Annotated in this window: 17 protein-coding genes; all 17 read right to left on the bottom strand. The window is 63.4% G+C overall.

The window, feature by feature from the left end:
* Positions 1-45: 45 nt before the first annotated feature.
* The gene (locus CRD15_RS08805; RefSeq protein WP_187402367.1) at positions 46-1,398 is read right to left on the bottom strand and encodes a dihydroorotase; all 1,353 of its coding nucleotides are present in this window, start codon (positions 1,396-1,398) and stop codon (positions 46-48) included.
* 72 nt (positions 1,399-1,470) lie between these two features.
* Positions 1,471-2,436 (bottom strand): aspartate carbamoyltransferase catalytic subunit, encoded by a 966-nt coding sequence (locus CRD15_RS08800; RefSeq protein ID WP_034968087.1) that lies wholly within the window; start codon positions 2,434-2,436, stop codon positions 1,471-1,473.
* Positions 2,437-2,439: 3 nt separating this feature from the next.
* The gene (gene pyrR / locus CRD15_RS08795) at positions 2,440-3,027 is read right to left on the bottom strand and encodes a bifunctional pyr operon transcriptional regulator/uracil phosphoribosyltransferase PyrR (protein WP_034968091.1); all 588 of its coding nucleotides are present in this window, start codon (positions 3,025-3,027) and stop codon (positions 2,440-2,442) included.
* 69 nt (positions 3,028-3,096) lie between these two features.
* A complete protein-coding gene (gene nusB, locus CRD15_RS08790) occupies positions 3,097-3,717 on the bottom strand; it encodes a transcription antitermination factor NusB (protein ID WP_034968095.1) in 621 nt (206 codons plus the stop codon).
* Between the two features lie 22 nt (positions 3,718-3,739).
* Positions 3,740-4,303, bottom strand: coding sequence for an elongation factor P (efp, locus tag CRD15_RS08785; RefSeq protein ID WP_034968099.1), 564 nt, complete (start codon positions 4,301-4,303; stop codon positions 3,740-3,742).
* A 73-nt stretch (positions 4,304-4,376) separates the two neighbouring features.
* Positions 4,377-5,462 carry a Xaa-Pro peptidase family protein gene (locus CRD15_RS08780; RefSeq protein WP_034968102.1) on the bottom strand — a complete coding sequence of 362 codons (1,086 nt, stop codon included), beginning with the start codon at positions 5,460-5,462 and terminating at the stop codon, positions 4,377-4,379.
* Between the two features lie 49 nt (positions 5,463-5,511).
* Positions 5,512-5,964 carry a type II 3-dehydroquinate dehydratase gene (gene aroQ, locus CRD15_RS08775; RefSeq protein ID WP_034968106.1) on the bottom strand — a complete coding sequence of 151 codons (453 nt, stop codon included), beginning with the start codon at positions 5,962-5,964 and terminating at the stop codon, positions 5,512-5,514.
* Between the two features lie 23 nt (positions 5,965-5,987).
* Positions 5,988-7,079, bottom strand: a complete 1,092-nt coding sequence (gene aroB / locus CRD15_RS08770) for a 3-dehydroquinate synthase (RefSeq protein WP_034968110.1) — start codon at positions 7,077-7,079, stop codon at positions 5,988-5,990.
* 37 nt (positions 7,080-7,116) lie between these two features.
* Positions 7,117-7,677 carry a shikimate kinase gene (locus CRD15_RS08765; RefSeq protein ID WP_034968113.1) on the bottom strand — a complete coding sequence of 187 codons (561 nt, stop codon included), beginning with the start codon at positions 7,675-7,677 and terminating at the stop codon, positions 7,117-7,119.
* Positions 7,674-8,912 carry a chorismate synthase gene (aroC, locus tag CRD15_RS08760; RefSeq protein WP_187402366.1) on the bottom strand — a complete coding sequence of 413 codons (1,239 nt, stop codon included), beginning with the start codon at positions 8,910-8,912 and terminating at the stop codon, positions 7,674-7,676. Before aroC ends, CRD15_RS08765 begins: the two co-directional genes overlap by 4 nt.
* A 75-nt stretch (positions 8,913-8,987) precedes the next feature.
* Entirely contained in the window at positions 8,988-9,443 is a 456-nt protein-coding gene (locus CRD15_RS10155; RefSeq protein WP_034968122.1) for a prepilin peptidase, read from the bottom strand.
* Positions 9,444-9,564: 121 nt separating this feature from the next.
* Positions 9,565-10,443, bottom strand: a complete 879-nt coding sequence (locus CRD15_RS08750) for a shikimate dehydrogenase (protein ID WP_034968125.1) — start codon at positions 10,441-10,443, stop codon at positions 9,565-9,567.
* Positions 10,444-10,497: 54 nt separating this feature from the next.
* Positions 10,498-11,634, bottom strand: coding sequence for an endolytic transglycosylase MltG (gene mltG / locus CRD15_RS08745; protein WP_034994042.1), 1,137 nt, complete (start codon positions 11,632-11,634; stop codon positions 10,498-10,500).
* 99 nt (positions 11,635-11,733) lie between these two features.
* On the bottom strand, positions 11,734-12,201 hold the full coding sequence (ruvX, locus tag CRD15_RS08740; RefSeq protein WP_034968128.1) for a Holliday junction resolvase RuvX: 468 nt from the start codon (positions 12,199-12,201) through the stop codon (positions 11,734-11,736).
* A gap of 24 nt (positions 12,202-12,225) precedes the next feature.
* Positions 12,226-14,889, bottom strand: a complete 2,664-nt coding sequence (gene alaS / locus CRD15_RS08735; protein WP_034994044.1) for an alanine--tRNA ligase — start codon at positions 14,887-14,889, stop codon at positions 12,226-12,228.
* A 51-nt stretch (positions 14,890-14,940) separates the two neighbouring features.
* Entirely contained in the window at positions 14,941-16,317 is a 1,377-nt protein-coding gene (locus tag CRD15_RS08730) for a replication-associated recombination protein A (protein ID WP_034994046.1), read from the bottom strand.
* A 19-nt stretch (positions 16,318-16,336) separates the two neighbouring features.
* Positions 16,337-17,584 carry a phosphotransferase gene (locus tag CRD15_RS08725; RefSeq protein WP_034974472.1) on the bottom strand — a complete coding sequence of 416 codons (1,248 nt, stop codon included), beginning with the start codon at positions 17,582-17,584 and terminating at the stop codon, positions 16,337-16,339.
* Positions 17,585-17,614 lie beyond the last annotated feature (30 nt).

Raw genomic sequence — 17,614 nt, 5'->3', positions numbered from 1 at the left:
TGTTGTGTTCGGTTCTTCTTAGTGACGCCCACTCGTGGGTTCTTTCTACACTGATGAGCCGTTCCTACAGGTCACCTTGCCGCGCAACAGCGTGGTGCTGACCTTGACCGGCATATCCATGCCCTCGTATGGGGTGTTGTTGGCCTTGGAAGCCATGTCCTGGCCGCGAGCCACCCAGGACTGGTTCACATCCACGGCACACAGGTTCGCAGGCTCCCCGACCGCGATCGGGCGGCCATGACCGGGCAGCTTGGTGATCTCGGCGGGACGCTCGGACATGACCTTGGCCACGAAGCGCCAGTCCTGATCGCCGTCGATGACGAAGATCTTGGCGATCAGCGCTAGCGAAGTCTCGATGCCCAGCATGCCGGGGCGCGCCTGGTCGAACTCGCAGCACTTGTCCTCGGAACCATGCGGAGCGTGGTCGGTGGCCACGCAGTCGACCGTGCCGTCGATCAGGGCGGCGCGCAGCGCCTCCACGTCGCGCTGTTCGCGCAGCGGCGGGTTCACGCGGTTCACGCCGTCGTAGGTTTCCAGCCGTTCGTCGGTGAGCATCAGGTGGTGCGGGGTGACCTCCGCAGTCAGCGGAATATCCTGTGCCTTTGCCCAGCGCAGCAGGTCAACGGTGCCCTCTGTAGAGGCGTGGCAGATGTGCAGTCGGCCGCCGTAGTCGCGGGCCATGATCGCGTCTCGGGCGACGATGGATTCCTCGGCGACGCGCGGCCAGCCACCCAGACCGAGGCGAGCGGCGGTCTCGCCCTCGTGTGCTACGGCGCCGATCGTCAGGCGTGGCTCCTCGCAGTGCTGGGCCAGCAGTACGTCCATACCCTTGGAGTATTCGATTGCGCGGCGCATGAGGCGCGGATCGTCGACGCACTTGCCGTCGTCGGAGAACATGCGCACCCTCGCATCGGAATCGGCCATCATGCCGAACTCCGTGAGCTCTTTACCCTCCAAACCCTTGGAGATAGAACCGACCGGGTGCACATCGCACAGGTTGGTGTTCTGCCCCTTGTACCAAACCATCTCGGCAATAGCGGGGTTGTCGGTGACCGGTGCGGTGTTCGCCATGGTGAACACCGCCGTGAACCCACCCTGGGCGGCCGCGGCGGATCCGGTGGCGATGGTCTCGGTATCCTCCCGCCCCGGTTCGCGCAGGTGTACGTGCATATCCACCAGACCCGGCAGCAGCACCTGGCCGTCCAGATCCAGCACCTCTGCTCCTTCCGGTGCCTTGGCCGACAGGTCGCTGCCTATCTCTGCAATCACGCCGTCCTGCACCAGCACGTCCTGCTTGTCGCCCTCGCCGTAGATCAGCACGCCACGCAGCAGAACTGCATTATCGGCGCCGGTGGGGTGGCTGGCCAGCTCGCCGGTGGCCGGGTAATCGGAAGTCATGGTGGAAGTCCCTTTGTCGCTCGTTTTGGAGTTTGTCTGTGCCTTTGTGGGGATTGTGGCCATCGTGCGCCTCTAACCCTCTTCCCCAACCAGCAGGGTAAACAGCACCGCCATGCGCACGTGCACGCCTGCGGTGACCTGGTTCAGAACCACGGTCTGCGGTGCGTCTGCCACGTCGTAATTGATCTCCATACCCCGCAGCATCGGGCCTGGGTGCATGATGATCGCACCCTCCTTCATCCGCTCTGCGCGAGCCTTAGACAGGCCATAGCGGGTGGCGTATTCGCGGTGCGAGGGGAAGAAGCCGCCGTTCATACGCTCGGCCTGCACGCGCAGCATCATCACGACATCCGCGTCTGCGATCTCGCTGTCGAAGTCGTAGCTGACCCGCACGCTGTCCTTGCCCCCGCCATTGCCAGCGCTGTTTCCAGAGCAGTTGCCCCAGTGCTCGATGCCCAAAGGCACCAGCGTCGGAGGCGCCACAAACACCACTTCCGCTCCCAGAGTCGTGAGCAGTTGGGCGTTCGAACGCGCCACGCGGGAATGCAGGATATCGCCGACAATAACGACCTTCTTGCCGCTAATGTCCCCAATGCGGTTGCGCATCGTGGTGGCGTCCAAAAGAGCCTGGGTGGGGTGCTGGTTCGAACCGTCACCAGCGTTGATGACGGCCGTATCGCCCAGCCACCCCGCGACCTGACGCGCTGCGCCGGAGGACGGGTGGCGCATGATGATCGCGTCCGCGCCGACCGACTTCAGGGTCAGGGCAGTATCGCGGAGGGATTCGCCCTTCTTGACCGAAGAGCTGGAGGCGGAGATGTTGATGACGTCGGCGCTCATCCACTTACCCGCGGTCTCGAAGGAGGATCGCGTGCGGGTAGAGTTCTCATAGAACATGGTGAAGACGGTGCGACCGCGCAGCGTGGGCAGCTTCTTCATCTCGCGCCCCTCTAAAGCCTCGGCGAAGCGGTCGGCCTCGTCCATCAGCCCCAGAATCTCCGACTTGCTGAGGTCAGCAATGCTAATGAGGTGCTTCATGGGTTACTTGTTCCCTTCCCCGGTGGCCGCGTGGCGGTACAGAACCACGTTGTCCACGTCATCCAATTCGACGAGCTTCACCGTCACTTCCTCGTCCGCTGCGGTGGGGATGTTCTTGCCCACGTAGTCCGCGCGGATCGGCAGCTTGCGGTGGCCACGGTCGATCAGAACCGCCACCTGCACGGAATCCGGGCGACCAATGTCGGTCAGCGCGTCCAGAGCCGCGCGGATGGAACGCCCGCTATAGAGGACATCGTCTACCAGCACAACGGTGGTGCCGTCGATTCCTTCTGCGGGAACCTTGGTGGGTTTGAGGGCGCGGTGGGTCGTGGTGCGCAGATCATCACGGTGCAACGTGATATCCAGCGAGCCCTGGAAGACCTCCACCCCCGTAAAATGCTGGATCTTCTCGGCGAGACGCGCCGCGAGTGGCACTCCCCCCGATGGAATGCCGAGTAGAACTACGCGCCGGGAGTTCTGTCCGTCCAGCGCGGTCTTTTCAATAATCTGGTGCGCGATGCGCGCGACAGTACGGGAAACTTGATCTGCGTCGAGTAGGGTGACGCCAGCTTCCCCAGCCGTCGGGTTCATCGTGACCTCCTTTCCCGCCTCTCTGTGCGGTCCGTTAAAGGATGTCTACATTGTCCGACTGGCAGTTTATCACGCTTCGTTGGACTCGTTAATGACTCCGCCGAGAAGCTCGTCCAGATCGTCCTGGCCTGGTGTTTCGCTAGCGCCTGCAGCGCCTGCAGCTCCTGCAGCGCCAGCGGCCGCCGCACGTTGTGCAGCCGCCGCATCCGCCAGCTGTAGGTCGGCCTGTATCTGCAGATCCTTGTTGATGCCGTCCAACACCGCATGGATGTAGTTGGGCGCCTTGTCGTGCGAGTATTCGCTGGCCAGTTCAACGCCTTCGACGACGGCTACCTTGGCATCCACATCGTCGTTGAACTTCAGCTCCCAGGCCGCTACGCGCAGCACCGCACGGTCGACGGCAGGGAGACGATCCAGACGCCACTCGCTGGACAGGTGCAGCGCGATGGCCTCGTCCAGCGCATCTAGGTTCGTCGCCACGCCGGGCACGATCTGCTGGGTGTACTCCGGCACGGGCTTGACCTGGTTGGCTGCGTCCTTAGCCAGGGTGATGCGTTCCTCGACGATCTCGACCGGGTCGATGTCGCGGAACTCGGCCTCGAAGAGGATGTCAACGGCACGGCGGCGCGCCTTGTAGCGCGCACCGTGGCGCTTGAAGGCGCTCTTATCAGCTGTGTGTTCTTCAGTCATGGGGTGAAAAACGTTCGCTGGATTAGTTGCTGACGCGGGACAGGTACTCGCCGGTACGGGTATCGACCTTTAGTACGTTGCCGGTCTCGATGAACAGCGGAACCTGGATCTCTGCGCCGGTCTCCAGGGTTGCGGGCTTGGTACCACCGGTGGAGCGGTCACCCTGCAGGCCCGGATCGGTCTGCTCAACCTTCAGTTCGACGGCGACGGGCAGCTCGGCGAACAGCGGCTCGCCCTCGTGGAAGGAAACCTGCACGCTGGTGTTCTCCAGCAGGAACTTGGCGCCATCGCCCATCAGGTGCGGGGCCAGCTCGACCTGGTCGTAGGTCTTCTCGTCCATCAGAACGAAGCTGGTGCCGTCGTTGTACAGGTAGGTCATGTCGCGACGGTCGACAGTAGCGGTCTCCACCTTGACACCTGCGTTCCAGGTCTTGTCAACAGTCTTGCCGGAGACGACATCCTTGAGCTTCGTGCGCACGAATGCGGGGCCCTTGCCCGGCTTTACGTGCTGGAATTCGACGATCTGCTGCAGCTTGCCGTCAACCTTGAGGACAAGGCCGTTCTTGAAGTCAGCGGTGGTTGCCACGAATGGTCTCCTTGTATTGGGATATAGGGTTCAAAAAAAATTTTTGCTGCTACAGTCTAGCAGCTGCCCACGCCTAAACGACGATGAGTTCCGTCGGCGAGGCATTGAAGCTCTTAGCCCCGTCGGCGGTGATCACGTACGTGTTCTCAATGCGCAGGCCCGTCTTGCCGGGAATGTAAATGCCGGGTTCGACCGTCACGGTCATGCCTTCCACCAGCTTTTCTTCGGGATTGACGCCCGCCGCCGCCCGCGGGGCCTCATGCACGTCGAGACCCACGCCGTGCCCGGTGGAGTGTACAAAGAACTCCCCGTAACCGGCCTCGGCGATCACGTCGCGGCAGGCGGCATCCACGTTTCGCAGCTCTACACCCGGGGCCAGAATGGCCTCGCCTGCCTTCTGCGAACGGTACACCACGTCGTAGAGCTCGCGGGCCAGCTCGTCGGGCTCGCCCACGCAGACCGTGCGGGTCTGATCGGAGGCGTATCCATCGAGGTACACCCCGAAGTCCACAGTGACCAGCCCCGGCACGATCTTCTCCCGCGATACCCCTGCGTGGGGCTTTGCAGCGTTCACGCCGCTGGCCAGGATCGTGTCGAAGCTCAGGCCGTCCGCGCCTGCGGTGCGCAGCTGGAACTCCAGCTCCGCCGCTGCCTGGATCTCGGTGATGCCTTCGCGAATGCCGCCGTCCTCGATGAAGGAGCGCCACACGCTATCGGCTAGCTCGCCGGCCTCGGCCAGCGCCGCAACTTCCAGCTCGTCCTTCACCAGGCGCAGCCCTTCGACCACGGATCCCAGCACCGGCGGGTTGCCCAGTGCCTGGGCCTGGCCGTAGTCGAGGCTGGGCTCAACTGCGAAGGACTCCCCCACCTCCTTGGCAAACTCGGCCGCGCGGTCGAACAGCTTACGGCCGATCTCGATGCGCACGTCCTCCGGCTCTCCGGTCTCGATGCGCACCTGCGTGTCGTAGCGCCCATCCGTCAGCAACAGGTGCTGACCGTCTTCGCGGATGACTAACAGCCCGTTGGAGCCGGAGAAGCCGGTGAGGTAACGGACGTTCTTCAAGTCGCTAATCAGTACCCCCGCGTGATCTGAGTCTTTGACCAGACCTGTGGCCTTGGCGCGGCGGGTGCGGTAGGCGTCAAAAAATTTTTTAGACATCAACTCTCCTTAAAAATGTAGCGTTACGCAGGGGCCATGCAGGGGGGAGTTATTGGGCGAAATAGCGCAGGGCGGCGACGTAGCCGTAGATACCCATTCCGGCGATCACGCCGCTGGCCAGGGGGCTGAGGTAGCTGTGGTGGCGGAATTCTTCGCGCGCATGGACGTTGGAAATGTGCACCTCCACGAAGCCGGCGCCGTCAGCGATTTCCGCCAGCGCGTCGCGCAACGCAACGGAGGTGTGGGTGAATCCACCCGGGTTGATGATCACCGCGTTGCCCTCGTCGGCGGCGCGGTGGATGCGATCCAGCAGCTCGCCTTCGTGATTGGACTGAAAGAAGTCGACCGCGATGCCCAGCGCGGTGGCTTCGCGGGCCAGCAGATCCTCCACATCGGCCAGTGTGGTGCTGCCGTACACCTCCGGCTGGCGCTTGCCCAAGCGGTTAAGGTTCGGCCCGTTGATGACGCACACCTTCGGCGCGTTGGTTTCCTCTGCATTCATCGCTGTCTCCAGTCTTTGGGTCTTTAGGCCTCCACGCTAGCGGCATACGCCGCGCGCAGCAGATCTTCGCTGGGGCCTTCCAGGCGGGTGGGCTTGCCGATCTCTTCGAGCACGACGAAGCGAATCTTGCCGCCCTTGTTTTTCTTGTCGCGCCCCATCGCAGCCAGAAGCTCGTCGAGCTCGGCGCCGTTGTAGCTGGTCGCCAAACCTACGGAACTAAGGATGTCGCGGTGACGCCGAACGTCCGCCTCATCCAGCAGCCCAGCTGCCTTGGCCAGCTCCGCCTCGAAGATCATGCCGGCGGCGACCGCCTGGCCGTGGCGCCAGCGGTAGTCCTCGTAATGTTCAACTGCGTGACCATAGGTGTGGCCGTAGTTGAGGATCTCGCGCAGGCTGGACTCCTTCAGATCCACCGCCACTACGTCCGCCTTCACCTGGATGGCGCGGGCGATGAGCTCCGGCAGGCTGCCGCGCGGGTCGAGTGACGCTTCGGGGTCGGCCTCGTAGATGTTTAGGATTTTCGTGTCTGCGATGAAGCCAGCCTTGATGATTTCTGCCGACCCGGCCACCATTTCTTCGCGCGGCAGGGTTTCCAGAACCTCCAGGTCGACGATCACGGCGCTGGGCTCGTGGAATGCGCCGACGAGGTTCTTTCCGGCCGGGGTGTTGATGCCTGTCTTGCCGCCCACGGCAGCGTCCACCATGGCCAGCAAGGTGGTGGGATAGTGCACGACCTTGATTCCGCGCATCCAAGTGGCGGCGATGAATCCGGCCAGATCCGTTGCAGCGCCGCCGCCCAGACCGATGATCGTATCGGCGCGGGTCAGGCCGATGTCCGCACACACGTCCCAGCACTCGGCGGCAGAGTGAGCGGTCTTGGCGGATTCGGCATCCTGGATCTCGTGCGTATGCGCGGCGTATCCCGCCTCGGTTAGACGTCCTGCCAGGGTCTTGGCGCGTTCGGACAGCGCGGGCTGGTGGATAATCAGGTAGGTCGCGGTCGCACCGGCAACCTTGAGGATCTCCTGCGCTGCGAAGTCGGTACCGCGGTCGATCACCACATCGTAGGGCGACTGGGAGGCCACGGTGATGCGCTGCTGTTCAAAGGTGTTCATGGGCGGGGATCCTCGTTGGTAGGGGTTGCGGGGAAGATTATCGAAAGGCCGGGTCCGGTTGGACTTGATCGCGTTCGTCGAGGCGCTCCAGGCGGATTTCCTCGATGAACATGAGGATGTCCGTGACTACGCGGCGTGGCTCCTTGCCGTCGCAACGCACCATAAAGTTGGAGACTTCCTCGTAGAACGCGGAGCGCTGGGCGAAAAGCTCCTCGTACTTGCTGCGTGGATCGGGGACGTTCAGCAGCGGGCGGGCGTTAGAGCGGGACGTGCGGCGCACTCCCTCGTCGATGGAGACGTTCAGGTACACCACCGTGTGGTCCGCCAACAGTTGGCGGGTGCGCTCGGTGACCACTGCCCCACCGCCGAGGGAAACGATGCCATCGCTGTGCAAAGCCTCAGCGACCACATCGGCTTCCTTTTCCCTAAAGCCGGGCTCCCCCAGCTCCGCCATGATCTGGCTGCAGGTCTTGCCCAGCTTCGCTTCAAGCAGATGGTCGGTATCGACCAATTGAACGTTCAGGGCATTAGCCAGGCGCTTGCCGATCGTGGTCTTGCCAGAGCCGGGAAGCCCAACCAACACCGCGCGGGGACTCATCGACTCTCTCCTACCTCAGCCTGCGCCTCGGACCAGTCCAGCCGGTCATTGACGTACTCCAAGTAGGACTGAACGTTCCGCTTGGTTTCTTCCACAGAATCACCACCGAACTTCTGCAGTACCGCGCGAGCCAGCACCAGCGCGACCATGGTCTCTGCGACCACACCGGCGGCGGGTACGGCGCACACGTCGGAGCGCTGGTGGATGCCCGTGGCCGCTTCGCCATTGGCCATATCCACGGTCTTCAGGGCGCGCGGCACGGTGCTGATGGGCTTCATTGCCGCCCGCACCCGTAGCTCCTCGCCGTTGGTCATGCCACCTTCGAGCCCACCGGCGCGGTTGCTCAGCCGACGGACGCCACCATCGTCGGCGGCCTCCATCTCATCGTGCGCCTCAGAGCCGCGGCGGCGAGCTTCCTCAAAGCCATCGCCGATCTCCACGCCCTTGATGGCCTGAATTCCCATCAGGGCCGCTGCCAGTTGTGCGTCCAGTCGCTCCTCGCCCGACACGTGAGAGCCCAGGCCGATCGGCAACCCCTTCACAACGACCTCCACGACGCCCCCTAGGGTATCGCCGGACTTCTTGGCCGCCTTGATCTCGTCGATCATCGACTCCTCGGCCGCTGCATCGAATGCGCGCACCGGAGAAGCATCGATGGCCTCCAGGTCCGCAAACTCGGGGGTGGGGCCCGTGTACGGCTCTGAACGGCCGATGCTGATCACGTGGGATAGAACCTCCACGCCCAGCACCTCGCGCAGCAGGGCGCGGGCGAAAGTTCCGGCGGCCACACGAGCGGCAGTTTCGCGGGCGGAGGAACGCTCCAAGATCGGGCGTGCTTCAGCGTGGTTGTACTTCACCATGCCGGAGAAGTCCGCATGCCCCGGACGCGGGCGGGTGAGCTTCGCACCACGGCCACTGGACATCTCCTTATCCACCTCCGGATCGGACTCATCGATCGGGTCGGCGGACATAATCGTGGTCCACTTCGGCCATTCCGTGTTGCCGACCATGATTGCAACAGGGCTGCCCAGCGTCTTGCCGTGCCGCACACCGCCGACAAAGGTGACCTCGTCGGCCTCGAACTTCATGCGCGCACCGCGCCCATAGCCCAGCCGGCGCCGAGCGAGCTGATAGGAAACATCTTCCCGAGTAACCGACAGACCGGCCGGGAGGTTCTCAATCAAAGAAATGAGCGCCTGGCCGTGGGATTCACCTGCAGTAGTCCAACGAAGCATAAGAAGCATAATACAGGCCACACACGACCCTAGCCCCACTGACGTGCCCATTAACTAACACCGCGTTAACGGTGCTCACGGCGCAATGAGGGTTATTGACGCCACCACCACAATCCCACTGCCCACCAACATCGCCGGGCCGTGCGGTGTGCCCCGGATACGGTCTGCACCCCGGGCGACCCCGGCGGGCGATACGAAAACACAGTGCAGTATGCCACTGAGAGCCATGGCCACGAAGGCCCCCAGCGGATCAGCGATCGAAGCCAACGTGCCGGTCGATAGCGCCAGCTTCGCATCACCTCCCCCGGCCAGCAGACGCGGATGCACGGCGGGAAGCGCAAACGCAATCGCACACCAACCTAAGCCTCCTAGGAAAGCCAGACTATTGGCGCCCGGAATCATCGCGGGCACCGCTGCGGCGACCGCGAAGGCTGGCAGGGTAAGGACGTTGGGTAGTCGGGAGGTGTGGGCGTCAAGAACAAAGAGCGCCACGCCCCACGGCAGAAAGAGGAGCAATAAGCAACAGGCCACAGGCCACGAATGAACGAACACACCTCGGAAGGTAACCGGTAGACCGGACGGCGAGTGCGGTTCTACCCCGGCGGAAAGAGAGCCCTGTGGAAAGCCAAAAGTTTTCCACAGGGCAGAAAAATTAGTCTTGACCCTTGGCGCGCAGCACGGTATCCAACATGATCCCTTCCGGGGCGGAATGCCCCGTGAACAGGCGGAACTGCTCCTCGGCCTGGCCCGCGAGCATGCGCAGCCCATCGGCATGCGGAACCCCCTGCGCGCGTGCGGCGGACAGCAATGGCGTGGGATAAGGGTCGTAGATCACGTCCACAATACCGGCGGCAGAGCACAGAGCGGGCGCTAGTTCCTCGGCAGCGTGGGCGGGGATCGTCGACACAACCACGGCCGCATCGGCGCAGGTCTGGGCGATGTCAGCATCCTCGAAACGGGACCAGGAAAATTTCATGCCCAGCGTCTCCACCACGGCCTGCAGGTTCAGGGCTCGCTCGGAACGCGCCAGCACCGTGACCTGGGAAACCCCAGCTGCCGCCAGCGCGGCGACCGCCGGGCGCGCGGTGCCTCCATTGCCGACGATCACCGCGTTGGTGTCCTGCAGAGGATCATCGCCACGCAGGTAGGAAAGGCAGCTGGCCACACCGTCGACGTCAGTGTTGTCCGCCAGCCACTGACCATCGCCCTGCGGAACCAGAGTGTTGGCAGAGCCGATCTCCTGCGCCCGGTTGGTCGCCAGGTCCGCCAGCTCCAGGGCAGCCTGCTTGCCAGGCATCGTCACGGAGAAACCACGGACGTCTGCATCGGATTCGCGGAGAAGACGGCGGATGTCGCGGGACTCGGCGGCCTCCACGCGGAAGTAGTCCATGTCCAACCCGAGGGCACGGTAACCGGCAGTGTGCAGCTCCGGCGACAGCGAGTGCTCGATTGGGCTTCCCAGAACCGCGCAGCGCGGGCCGGACTTTTCCAGGAACTCATCTACCGTCAGCACCTGGCCTGCGGCGGACATACTTTCACACACCCCTATGGTTGAAAAACTAGAGAAATCCTACTGTGGCCGCTGTTAGCGGTTAGAGTCCAGCACGCCGTTCCGGCGGGACTCCTCGATGGCCCTTTCGTGGGCATCGAAGTCGCGGTTGAACACCGTGCGGCCGTTGCGATCCACCGTAACGAAGTACAGCCAGTCGCCGTCCGCCGGGTTCTCAATCGCATGCATCGCCTGCAGGCCCGGGGAGGAAATCGGCGTTTCGGGCAGGCCTTCCTTGGCGTAGGTGTTCCACGGGGTCGGGCGCCTACGATCTTCGTCGGTGGTGGCGACCTCGACTTCGCTCAGGTCGTAGTTGACGGTGGAGTCGAACTCCAGCTTCTGGTTTTCGTGCAGGCGGTTCAGGATCACCCTGGCAACCTTGTCAAAGTCACCCTCGGGAGCCTCGCGCTCCACCAGAGACGCAGCGACAAGCATGTCGTAGGGGCTAAGCCCCACAGTCTGTGCGGAGGACAACAACCCGGTGTCCTCGTACTCGCTCTTGGAGGTGTCCAGCAGCGAGGCCAGGATGTCCTTGGCGCTGCTGGTCGGGTCGAACAGGTGCACACCGGGAGAGATCAAACCTTCGATGCGCTTCGGGTCATCGCCGCGAGCCTTCACCGGCTCCAGCGCCCACTCGGCAATGTTCAGTTCTTCCGGCGGGGTTTGCCCGGCGGCCTTCTCCAACTCCTCAACGGAGACGCAGTTGTGCTCGTCCTGGCAGGTCTGTTCTGAAATCAGGGTGAAGATACCCTTGCGGTTATCACCGCCGACGACCTTCACGTCTTTAAGGGTCAAGCCGTTCGGAATGTCTACCACGCCGCGGCGGCGATCTTCACTGGACAGCCATTCCAGAGCCTTGTCCGCGGACATTTCCTCCTGCAGGGGGTAGTACCCCGCCTGCAGTTCAGGTTCCTTCCGCTCTGCGGCGGACATCAGGGCCCGGCGGGAGCCCACCACGCCCTTTTCCACCAGCTGCGAGGACAGACTGTCTACAGAATCACCCGGGCTGACGCGCACCATCACAATGTTGCCGTTGCCCTCACCCGCGTAGTCGCGCACGGCCACCACGTCGCGCTGATACCAGACGTAAGTGCAGGTACCGACCAAAAGTACAACCAGAGCGATCCCTAGCGCCAAGGCGAGCTGCCGGCGACGGCGAAACTTTGGCTGCATATTACGGGTCGGTCCCATAGGTAAAGGTGGCCTTTCGTACAGGTTGTTTTACGCGGGTGTAGATAATACAGCGCCCATTTTCTCACGAATTGATAAATTTTAGGAAAGCGCGCGCCGCCGCGTGTCTAACCACCCCTGCAGGATGTGTACTGCGGCCGCCTGGTCTATTTTCTTTCGGCCTTTTTTACTATTGACGCCAGATGCGTGGAACGCCTGTGTCGCGGCCATCGTAGACATTCGCTCGTCCACCATGCGCACAGGAATATCGGGCAGTGCCTCTTTAACTAAGCGGGCAAATTCCTCCGCATTGACGGTGCTCTGAGTATGATTTCCGCGCAGTGCGACAGGAAGCCCGACCACGATTTCCACCACGAAGTTCTCTTCGCAGATTTCCACGACGCGCTGAACGTCAGCGTCGTCCGCGCTGGCCTGGATCGTCTCCACCGGGGTGGCCAGGATGCAGTCCGGGTCAGAAATCGCCACGCCGATGCGTACGGTCCCCACGTCCAGGCCCAGCCGCCGCCCCCTTCCGGGGTCGGTGGCGGGATTCGGCTTCTCGGTTTGCATCGGTGACAACTCCCCTGTTGGCGGTTAACCGCGCAGCGCGCCCTTGACTGCCTCGATGGCGGCGGGGATGCCGGCGGCGTCCGAACCAGAGCCCTGCGCCATGGCCGGCTTACCTCCACCGCGACCAGCGACCTTGTCCCCGAAGGTCTTGACCAGCTCACCGGCCTTGATTCCCTTGTCCACGGCGGCATCGTTGACCGCGGCGACGAAGGGGACCTTTTCGCCGTCGACGGAGGCAAAGACCACCACGGCGGGCTCGGAGCCCAGGCGGTTCTTCGCGTCCATGGCCAGGGTGCGCAGGTCACCAGCGGCCACGCCTTCGGGCAGCTGCTCGGCCAGAACCTTGACCTCGCCGATGGTCTCGGCCTTCTCGACCAGCTGGCCGACCTGACCCGCGAGCTGCTGGGTGCGTAGCTGCTGGATCTGCTTTTCGGCGGCCTTCAGCTTGGCGGTGAGGGCATCGATGCGCTCGGGTAGTTCCTCGCTGGGAGTCTTCAGGCTGGAAGCCAGACCCGCGACCAGGGACTTTTCGGTGCTGAGGAAACGGAAGGAATCCATGCCGGTATAGGCCTCGATGCGGCGCACGCCGGAGCCGACGGAGGACTCACCCAGGACGGAGATCGGGCCGATCTGGGAGGAGTGCTCCACGTGGATGCCACCACACAGCTCCATGGAGAACGGACCACCGATTTCCACCACGCGCACCTCGGTGCCGTAGTTCTCGCCGAACAGTGCCATGGCGCCCATGGCCTTGGCCTCTTCCAGGGAGGTCTCAATGGTGTTGACCTGGTAATCACTGTCCACCGCACCATTGGCGATCTCTTCGATTTGGCCCAGCTGGTGCTCGGTCAGCTGCTCGCCGTAGTTGAAGTCGAAGCGCAGGTAACCGGGCTTGTTCATCGAGCCTGCCTGCACGGCTGTCGGTCCCAGTACCTCGCGCAGCGCTGCGTGGATCAGGTGGGTACCAGAGTGCGCCTGGCGGGCCTGGTGGCGCCATGCCTTGTCCACGGTGGCCTGAATCTTCTGGCCCACAGCCAGCTCGCCGCCGCTGACAGTCACGTGGTGCACCCACACCTTCTTGCCAACCTTCTGCACGTCCTCGACGCGCACGGCACCGGAGGTGGAGGTCATCTCGCCACGATCAGCCATCTGGCCACCAGCCTCGGCGTAGAACGGGGTGCGGTCCAGGATCACCTGGGCGGTCGCGCCCTCGGTCGCGGTCTCCACCAGCGCGCCGTCGCGGATGATGCCCAGAACGGCGGCCTCGTCGGCCAGGTTCTCGTAGCCGGTGAACACGGTCGGCTGGTTATCGACGAAGGGGCGGTAGATCGTCTGGTCTACGTGACCCAGCTTCTTGGCGTTGTTGTCGGCCTTTGCACGGGCCTTTTGTTCGGCCATGAGGTTGTGGAATCCGTCGATGTCGACATTCAGGCCGGCCTCGGCAGCCATCTCCTGGGTCAGGTCGATCGGGAAGCCGTGGGTATCGTGCAGGGAGAATGCAACGTCGCCCGGCACCGTGTCCTCGCCGCGCTCCTTGGCGCCGGTGACCCAGTTGTCGAACATCTGGGAACCGGATTCCAGGGTCTTCAGGAAGGACTTCTCCTCCGCCAAAGCAACGGAACGGATGCGCTCGTAGTTGTCCGCGATCTCCGGGTAGGAAGGCGTCATGGTCTCCCGCACGGTATCCATGAACTTCTCCAGCGTCTCCCCCGTCGCACCCAGCAGGCGGGCGGAGCGGATGATGCGGCGCAGCAGGCGGCGCAGGATGTAGCCGCGGCCTTCGTTGCCGGGGGTCACGCCGTCGAGCATCAGCATCAGGCCGGTGCGCGAATGGTCGGCGATCACGCGGAAGCGCACGTCGTTGGCCTTGTCCGCGCCGTACTTCGCGCCCGTTACTTCCTGGGCAACGTCGATCACGGGGCGCAGCAGGTCGGTCTCGTACACGTTGTCGACGTCCTGCAGGATGCAGGCCACGCGCTCGATACCCAGGCCGGTATCAATGTTCTTCTTCGGCAGCTTGCCAACGATCTCGAAGTTGCCCTTGCCCAGGCCCTCTCCACGCTCGTTCTCCATGAACACCAGGTTCCAGATCTCGATGTAGCGCGTGTCGTCGACGATCGGGCCGCCTTCCTGGCCGTGCTCCGGCCCGCGGTCGTAGTAGATCTCCGAGCACGGACCACACGGGCCGGGAATACCCATGGACCAGTAGTTGTCCTCCATGCCCAGGCGCTGAATCTTGTGCTCGGGCACGCCGATCTTCTTGTTCCAGATCTCCGCGGCCTCATCGTCGTCGGTAAAGACGGTGACCCACAGGCGCTCCGGGTCCAGCCCCAGGCCGCCTTCCTCTACCGGGTTAGTCAGCAACGTCCAGGCGTGCGTAATGGCGCCTTCCTTGAAGTAGGCGCCGAAGGAGAAGTTGCCCGCCATCTGGAAGAACGTGTTGTGGCGGGTGGTAATGCCAACTTCGTCGATATCCAGGGTGCGCACGCACTTCTGGATGGAGGTAGCCGTGCCGCTTTCGAACGGCGGGTTCTGCTGGCCCAGGAAGTAAGGCTTGAACGGAACCATGCCTGCGTTGACGAACAGAAGGTTCGGATCGTCCAGGATCAGCGAAGCGCTTGGCACCTCGGTGTGCCCGGCCTTGGTGAAGTGCTCAATGAAGCGCTGGCGAATCTCATGCGTTTGCACGTTGGCTTTACCTCGTCAATTTGTGTCGACAGTGTACGGAATGCGTTTATTCTACCCCCGGGTAAGGAAGGAGCGAACGATAGCCCTCAAGCTACTCAAGCGCGCGCCGATGGTCTTTTCGTGCCCGTGGTTCGTCGGTCGGTAATAGACCGCATCGCGCAGGTCCTCGGGCAGGTACTGCTGCGGCACCACGCCCTTCGGATCGTCGTGGGGATAGACGTAGCCCACCGCGTTACCCAGTGCTTTTGCGCCTTGGTAGTGCCCGTCGCGCAGGTGGGCTGGCACGGCACCACCCTTGCCCGCCCGCACATCGCCGATCGCCGCGTTGATAGCTGCGATCACGCCGTTGGACTTCGGCGCAGTGGCCAAGTGAATCGTCGCCTGTGCCAGGTTAAGCCGCGCTTCCGGCATGCCGATGAAGCTCACGGCGTGATAGGCGGCCACCGCCACCTGCAGCGCCTGCGGGTCGGCCATGCCGATGTCCTCGCTGGCGTGAATCACGAGCCTACGAGCGATAAAACGCGGATCCTCGCCGCCTTCCAGCATGCGCGCCAGGTAGTGCAGCGCGGCATCCGGATCCGAGCCGCGGATGGACTTAATAAAGGCACTGGTGATGTCATAGTGCTGATCGCCGTCGCGATCGTAGCGCACCACGGCCTTGTTCAAGGACTTCTTTACTTGGGACGCCACCAGCTCCCCCACACCGTCTTCCCCATCCAGCTCGACTCCCTCGGCGGCGGCCTCCAGGTATGTCAAACTGCGGCGGGCATCCCCGGCGGCCAGGGCAACAAGCTGATCCATGGCCTCGGAAGTCACGCGCAAACGACCGGCGTACCCGCGCTCGTCGTCGAGCGCGCGCTGGAGCACGGTGCGGATGTCGGCGTCACTAAGAGAAGACAGTTGCACCAACAGCGACCGCGACAACAGCGGCGAGACCACGGAGAACGACGGGTTTTCGGTGGTAGCGGCGACAAGCAGCACCGTCCGATTCTCGACGGCGGCGAGGAGAGCATCCTGCTGGGTTTTAGAGAATCGGTGGACCTCGTCGATAAACAGCACGGTGTGCTCGCCGAGGAGCAGACGCTTCCGGGACTGTTCGATGATGGCGCGGACTTCTTTGACACCGGAGTTCAGGGCGCTTAAGGCCTCGAAACGGCGACCGGAGGCCTGGGAGATCAGGCTGGCGATGGTGGTCTTGCCCGTGCCGGGAGGGCCATAGAGGATGACGGAGGTATCGCCCTGCCCCTCGATCAGCCGGCGCAGCGGTGAACCGGGACCCAACACCTTGTCCTGGCCCACTACCTCGTCCAGGTTGCGGGGGCGCATGCGCACCGCCAAGGGCGCGTGGGTGCCAGGGTGGAAGTAGGCCTCGGCGGCCGAGGGCTCGGTGCTGGCGCCCTTGTCCGGCTGCGAAAAAAGATCATCCACGGGCTCGGACCTCGCCTCGTTAGTCGGCGCGCTCGTGCGGGAACGCGCCCAGCTGTGCCAGAACCTTCAGCAGTACCCCTGCGAAGGCGCCGACGGCCTCGAAGTTGCTGGAATCGCGGCGGCGGGAGAAACGCTGGATCGCCTCTACGGTCGTGGCCAGATCCTCCAGCTGCTCCTCCGACATATGGCGAAGAGAGCGCGAGACTTCCTGGTTATCGGGATCCTCGCCGAAGACGAAGGAGGAGTGCTCGGCGACGGACAGCCGGCCGTAGTACATCATGATCAGCGACAGGAAAGCCCAGCCGATAAGGGCGGACATGACCCAATCGTGGAACACCTCGTCGTCCGAGAGCACCGGCCAGATGTGTTGCGCCTCCGCGCGCCAGGCGGCCAGGAACTCCGTGGTCTCGGGCTCGTCCAAGCTCGGGGTGGAGTTGTCCTGCGGGAAGCCCGCGACCACGCACGCGACGTCGAAAGCAGCATCGCGGAAGCCCGCCCATTCGTAGTCCAGCAACACGACATTGGTCGTGAGCATCACGTTGTCCGGCGCAAGGTCGAACGGGGTAAAGACCTGGTACTCGGACTTAGTCTGGCGCTCCGCGGCCTCCATGGCGTAGCGCTGCACCACTGGATCGATGGTCAGGCCGTTGGTGGTCATCAGTTCCACGCCCGATTCGATGAGCTCGCCGACATTGATATCGGATTCCTGGATCGCCTCGGGGCTGATGTGATGGCGCTGGCACTGCCGGCGCATCAGCGTGGTGTAGGAATCGGCGCCGCCGAAGGTCGCGGCGTGCATCTTGCCCAGGGAACGCCCCAGCTTGCGCAGTGCGCCCGTGCGCGCTTTCGAATCCTGCAGCGTCAGCACGTCGGTGAAGCTGGTGCCATCACCCGCGTCCGACAACACCAGCAGGCGCTGGTTAATGTCGTAAGCCAACAGCACCGGGCCGGGGCGCACGGACTCGGCCAGGGTGTTGGTGTACTGGTAGGCCACAACCTCGCGCAGCATGCCTAGTGCGTCCGGACCGAAGTCCTCCCCACCATCGGTGGCCTTAGCTGCCACGGGCTCGCCGACCTTCTGCGGCGGCAGCTGCTTGATAACGACCGTGCGCTCCTGCAGGAACGGGTCAGCGGAAAGTCGGCACCGCAGAACCATCGAGGAACCACTGCCACCCAGGTCCTCCGGATCGCTGAGTTCAGGGGAACCTCCAAAGCGAGCCACTAGTAGAGCTGTGGCCGCTTCGACGGTGGACTCGACTGATTGCACTTCTCTTCGCCTATTTCCTCGTGTGGGTTG

Source organism: Corynebacterium sp. LK28, from assembly GCF_014335105.1.
Taxonomy (GTDB): domain Bacteria; phylum Actinomycetota; class Actinomycetes; order Mycobacteriales; family Mycobacteriaceae; genus Corynebacterium; species Corynebacterium macclintockiae.
Note: the sequence above shows the minus strand (reverse complement) of the source record. Positions and strands in the feature narration are given on the sequence as shown.

Bases quoted from the DNA above. Each gene is read 5' to 3' on its own strand.
- CRD15_RS08805 (WP_187402367.1), bottom strand. From the start codon at position 1,398: ATGACTTCCGATTACCCGGCCACCGGCGAGCTGGCCAGCCACCCCACC.
- aroC (WP_187402366.1), bottom strand. From the start codon at position 8,912: ATGCTTCGTTGGACTACTGCAGGTGAATCCCACGGCCAGGCGCTCATT.
- CRD15_RS08750 (WP_034968125.1), bottom strand. From the start codon at position 10,443: ATGTCCGCCGCAGGCCAGGTGCTGACGGTAGATGAGTTCCTGGAAAAG.
- pyrR (WP_034968091.1), bottom strand. From the start codon at position 3,027: ATGAACCCGACGGCTGGGGAAGCTGGCGTCACCCTACTCGACGCAGAT.
- CRD15_RS08765 (WP_034968113.1), bottom strand. From the start codon at position 7,677: ATGAGTCCCCGCGCGGTGTTGGTTGGGCTTCCCGGCTCTGGCAAGACC.
- CRD15_RS08780 (WP_034968102.1), bottom strand. From the start codon at position 5,462: ATGTCTAAAAAATTTTTTGACGCCTACCGCACCCGCCGCGCCAAGGCC.
- nusB (WP_034968095.1), bottom strand. From the start codon at position 3,717: ATGACTGAAGAACACACAGCTGATAAGAGCGCCTTCAAGCGCCACGGT.
- ruvX (WP_034968128.1), bottom strand. From the start codon at position 12,201: ATGCAAACCGAGAAGCCGAATCCCGCCACCGACCCCGGAAGGGGGCGG.
- CRD15_RS08800 (WP_034968087.1), bottom strand. From the start codon at position 2,436: ATGAAGCACCTCATTAGCATTGCTGACCTCAGCAAGTCGGAGATTCTG.
- aroB (WP_034968110.1), bottom strand. From the start codon at position 7,079: ATGAACACCTTTGAACAGCAGCGCATCACCGTGGCCTCCCAGTCGCCC.
- aroQ (WP_034968106.1), bottom strand. From the start codon at position 5,964: ATGAATGCAGAGGAAACCAACGCGCCGAAGGTGTGCGTCATCAACGGG.
- mltG (WP_034994042.1), bottom strand. From the start codon at position 11,634: ATGCAGCCAAAGTTTCGCCGTCGCCGGCAGCTCGCCTTGGCGCTAGGG.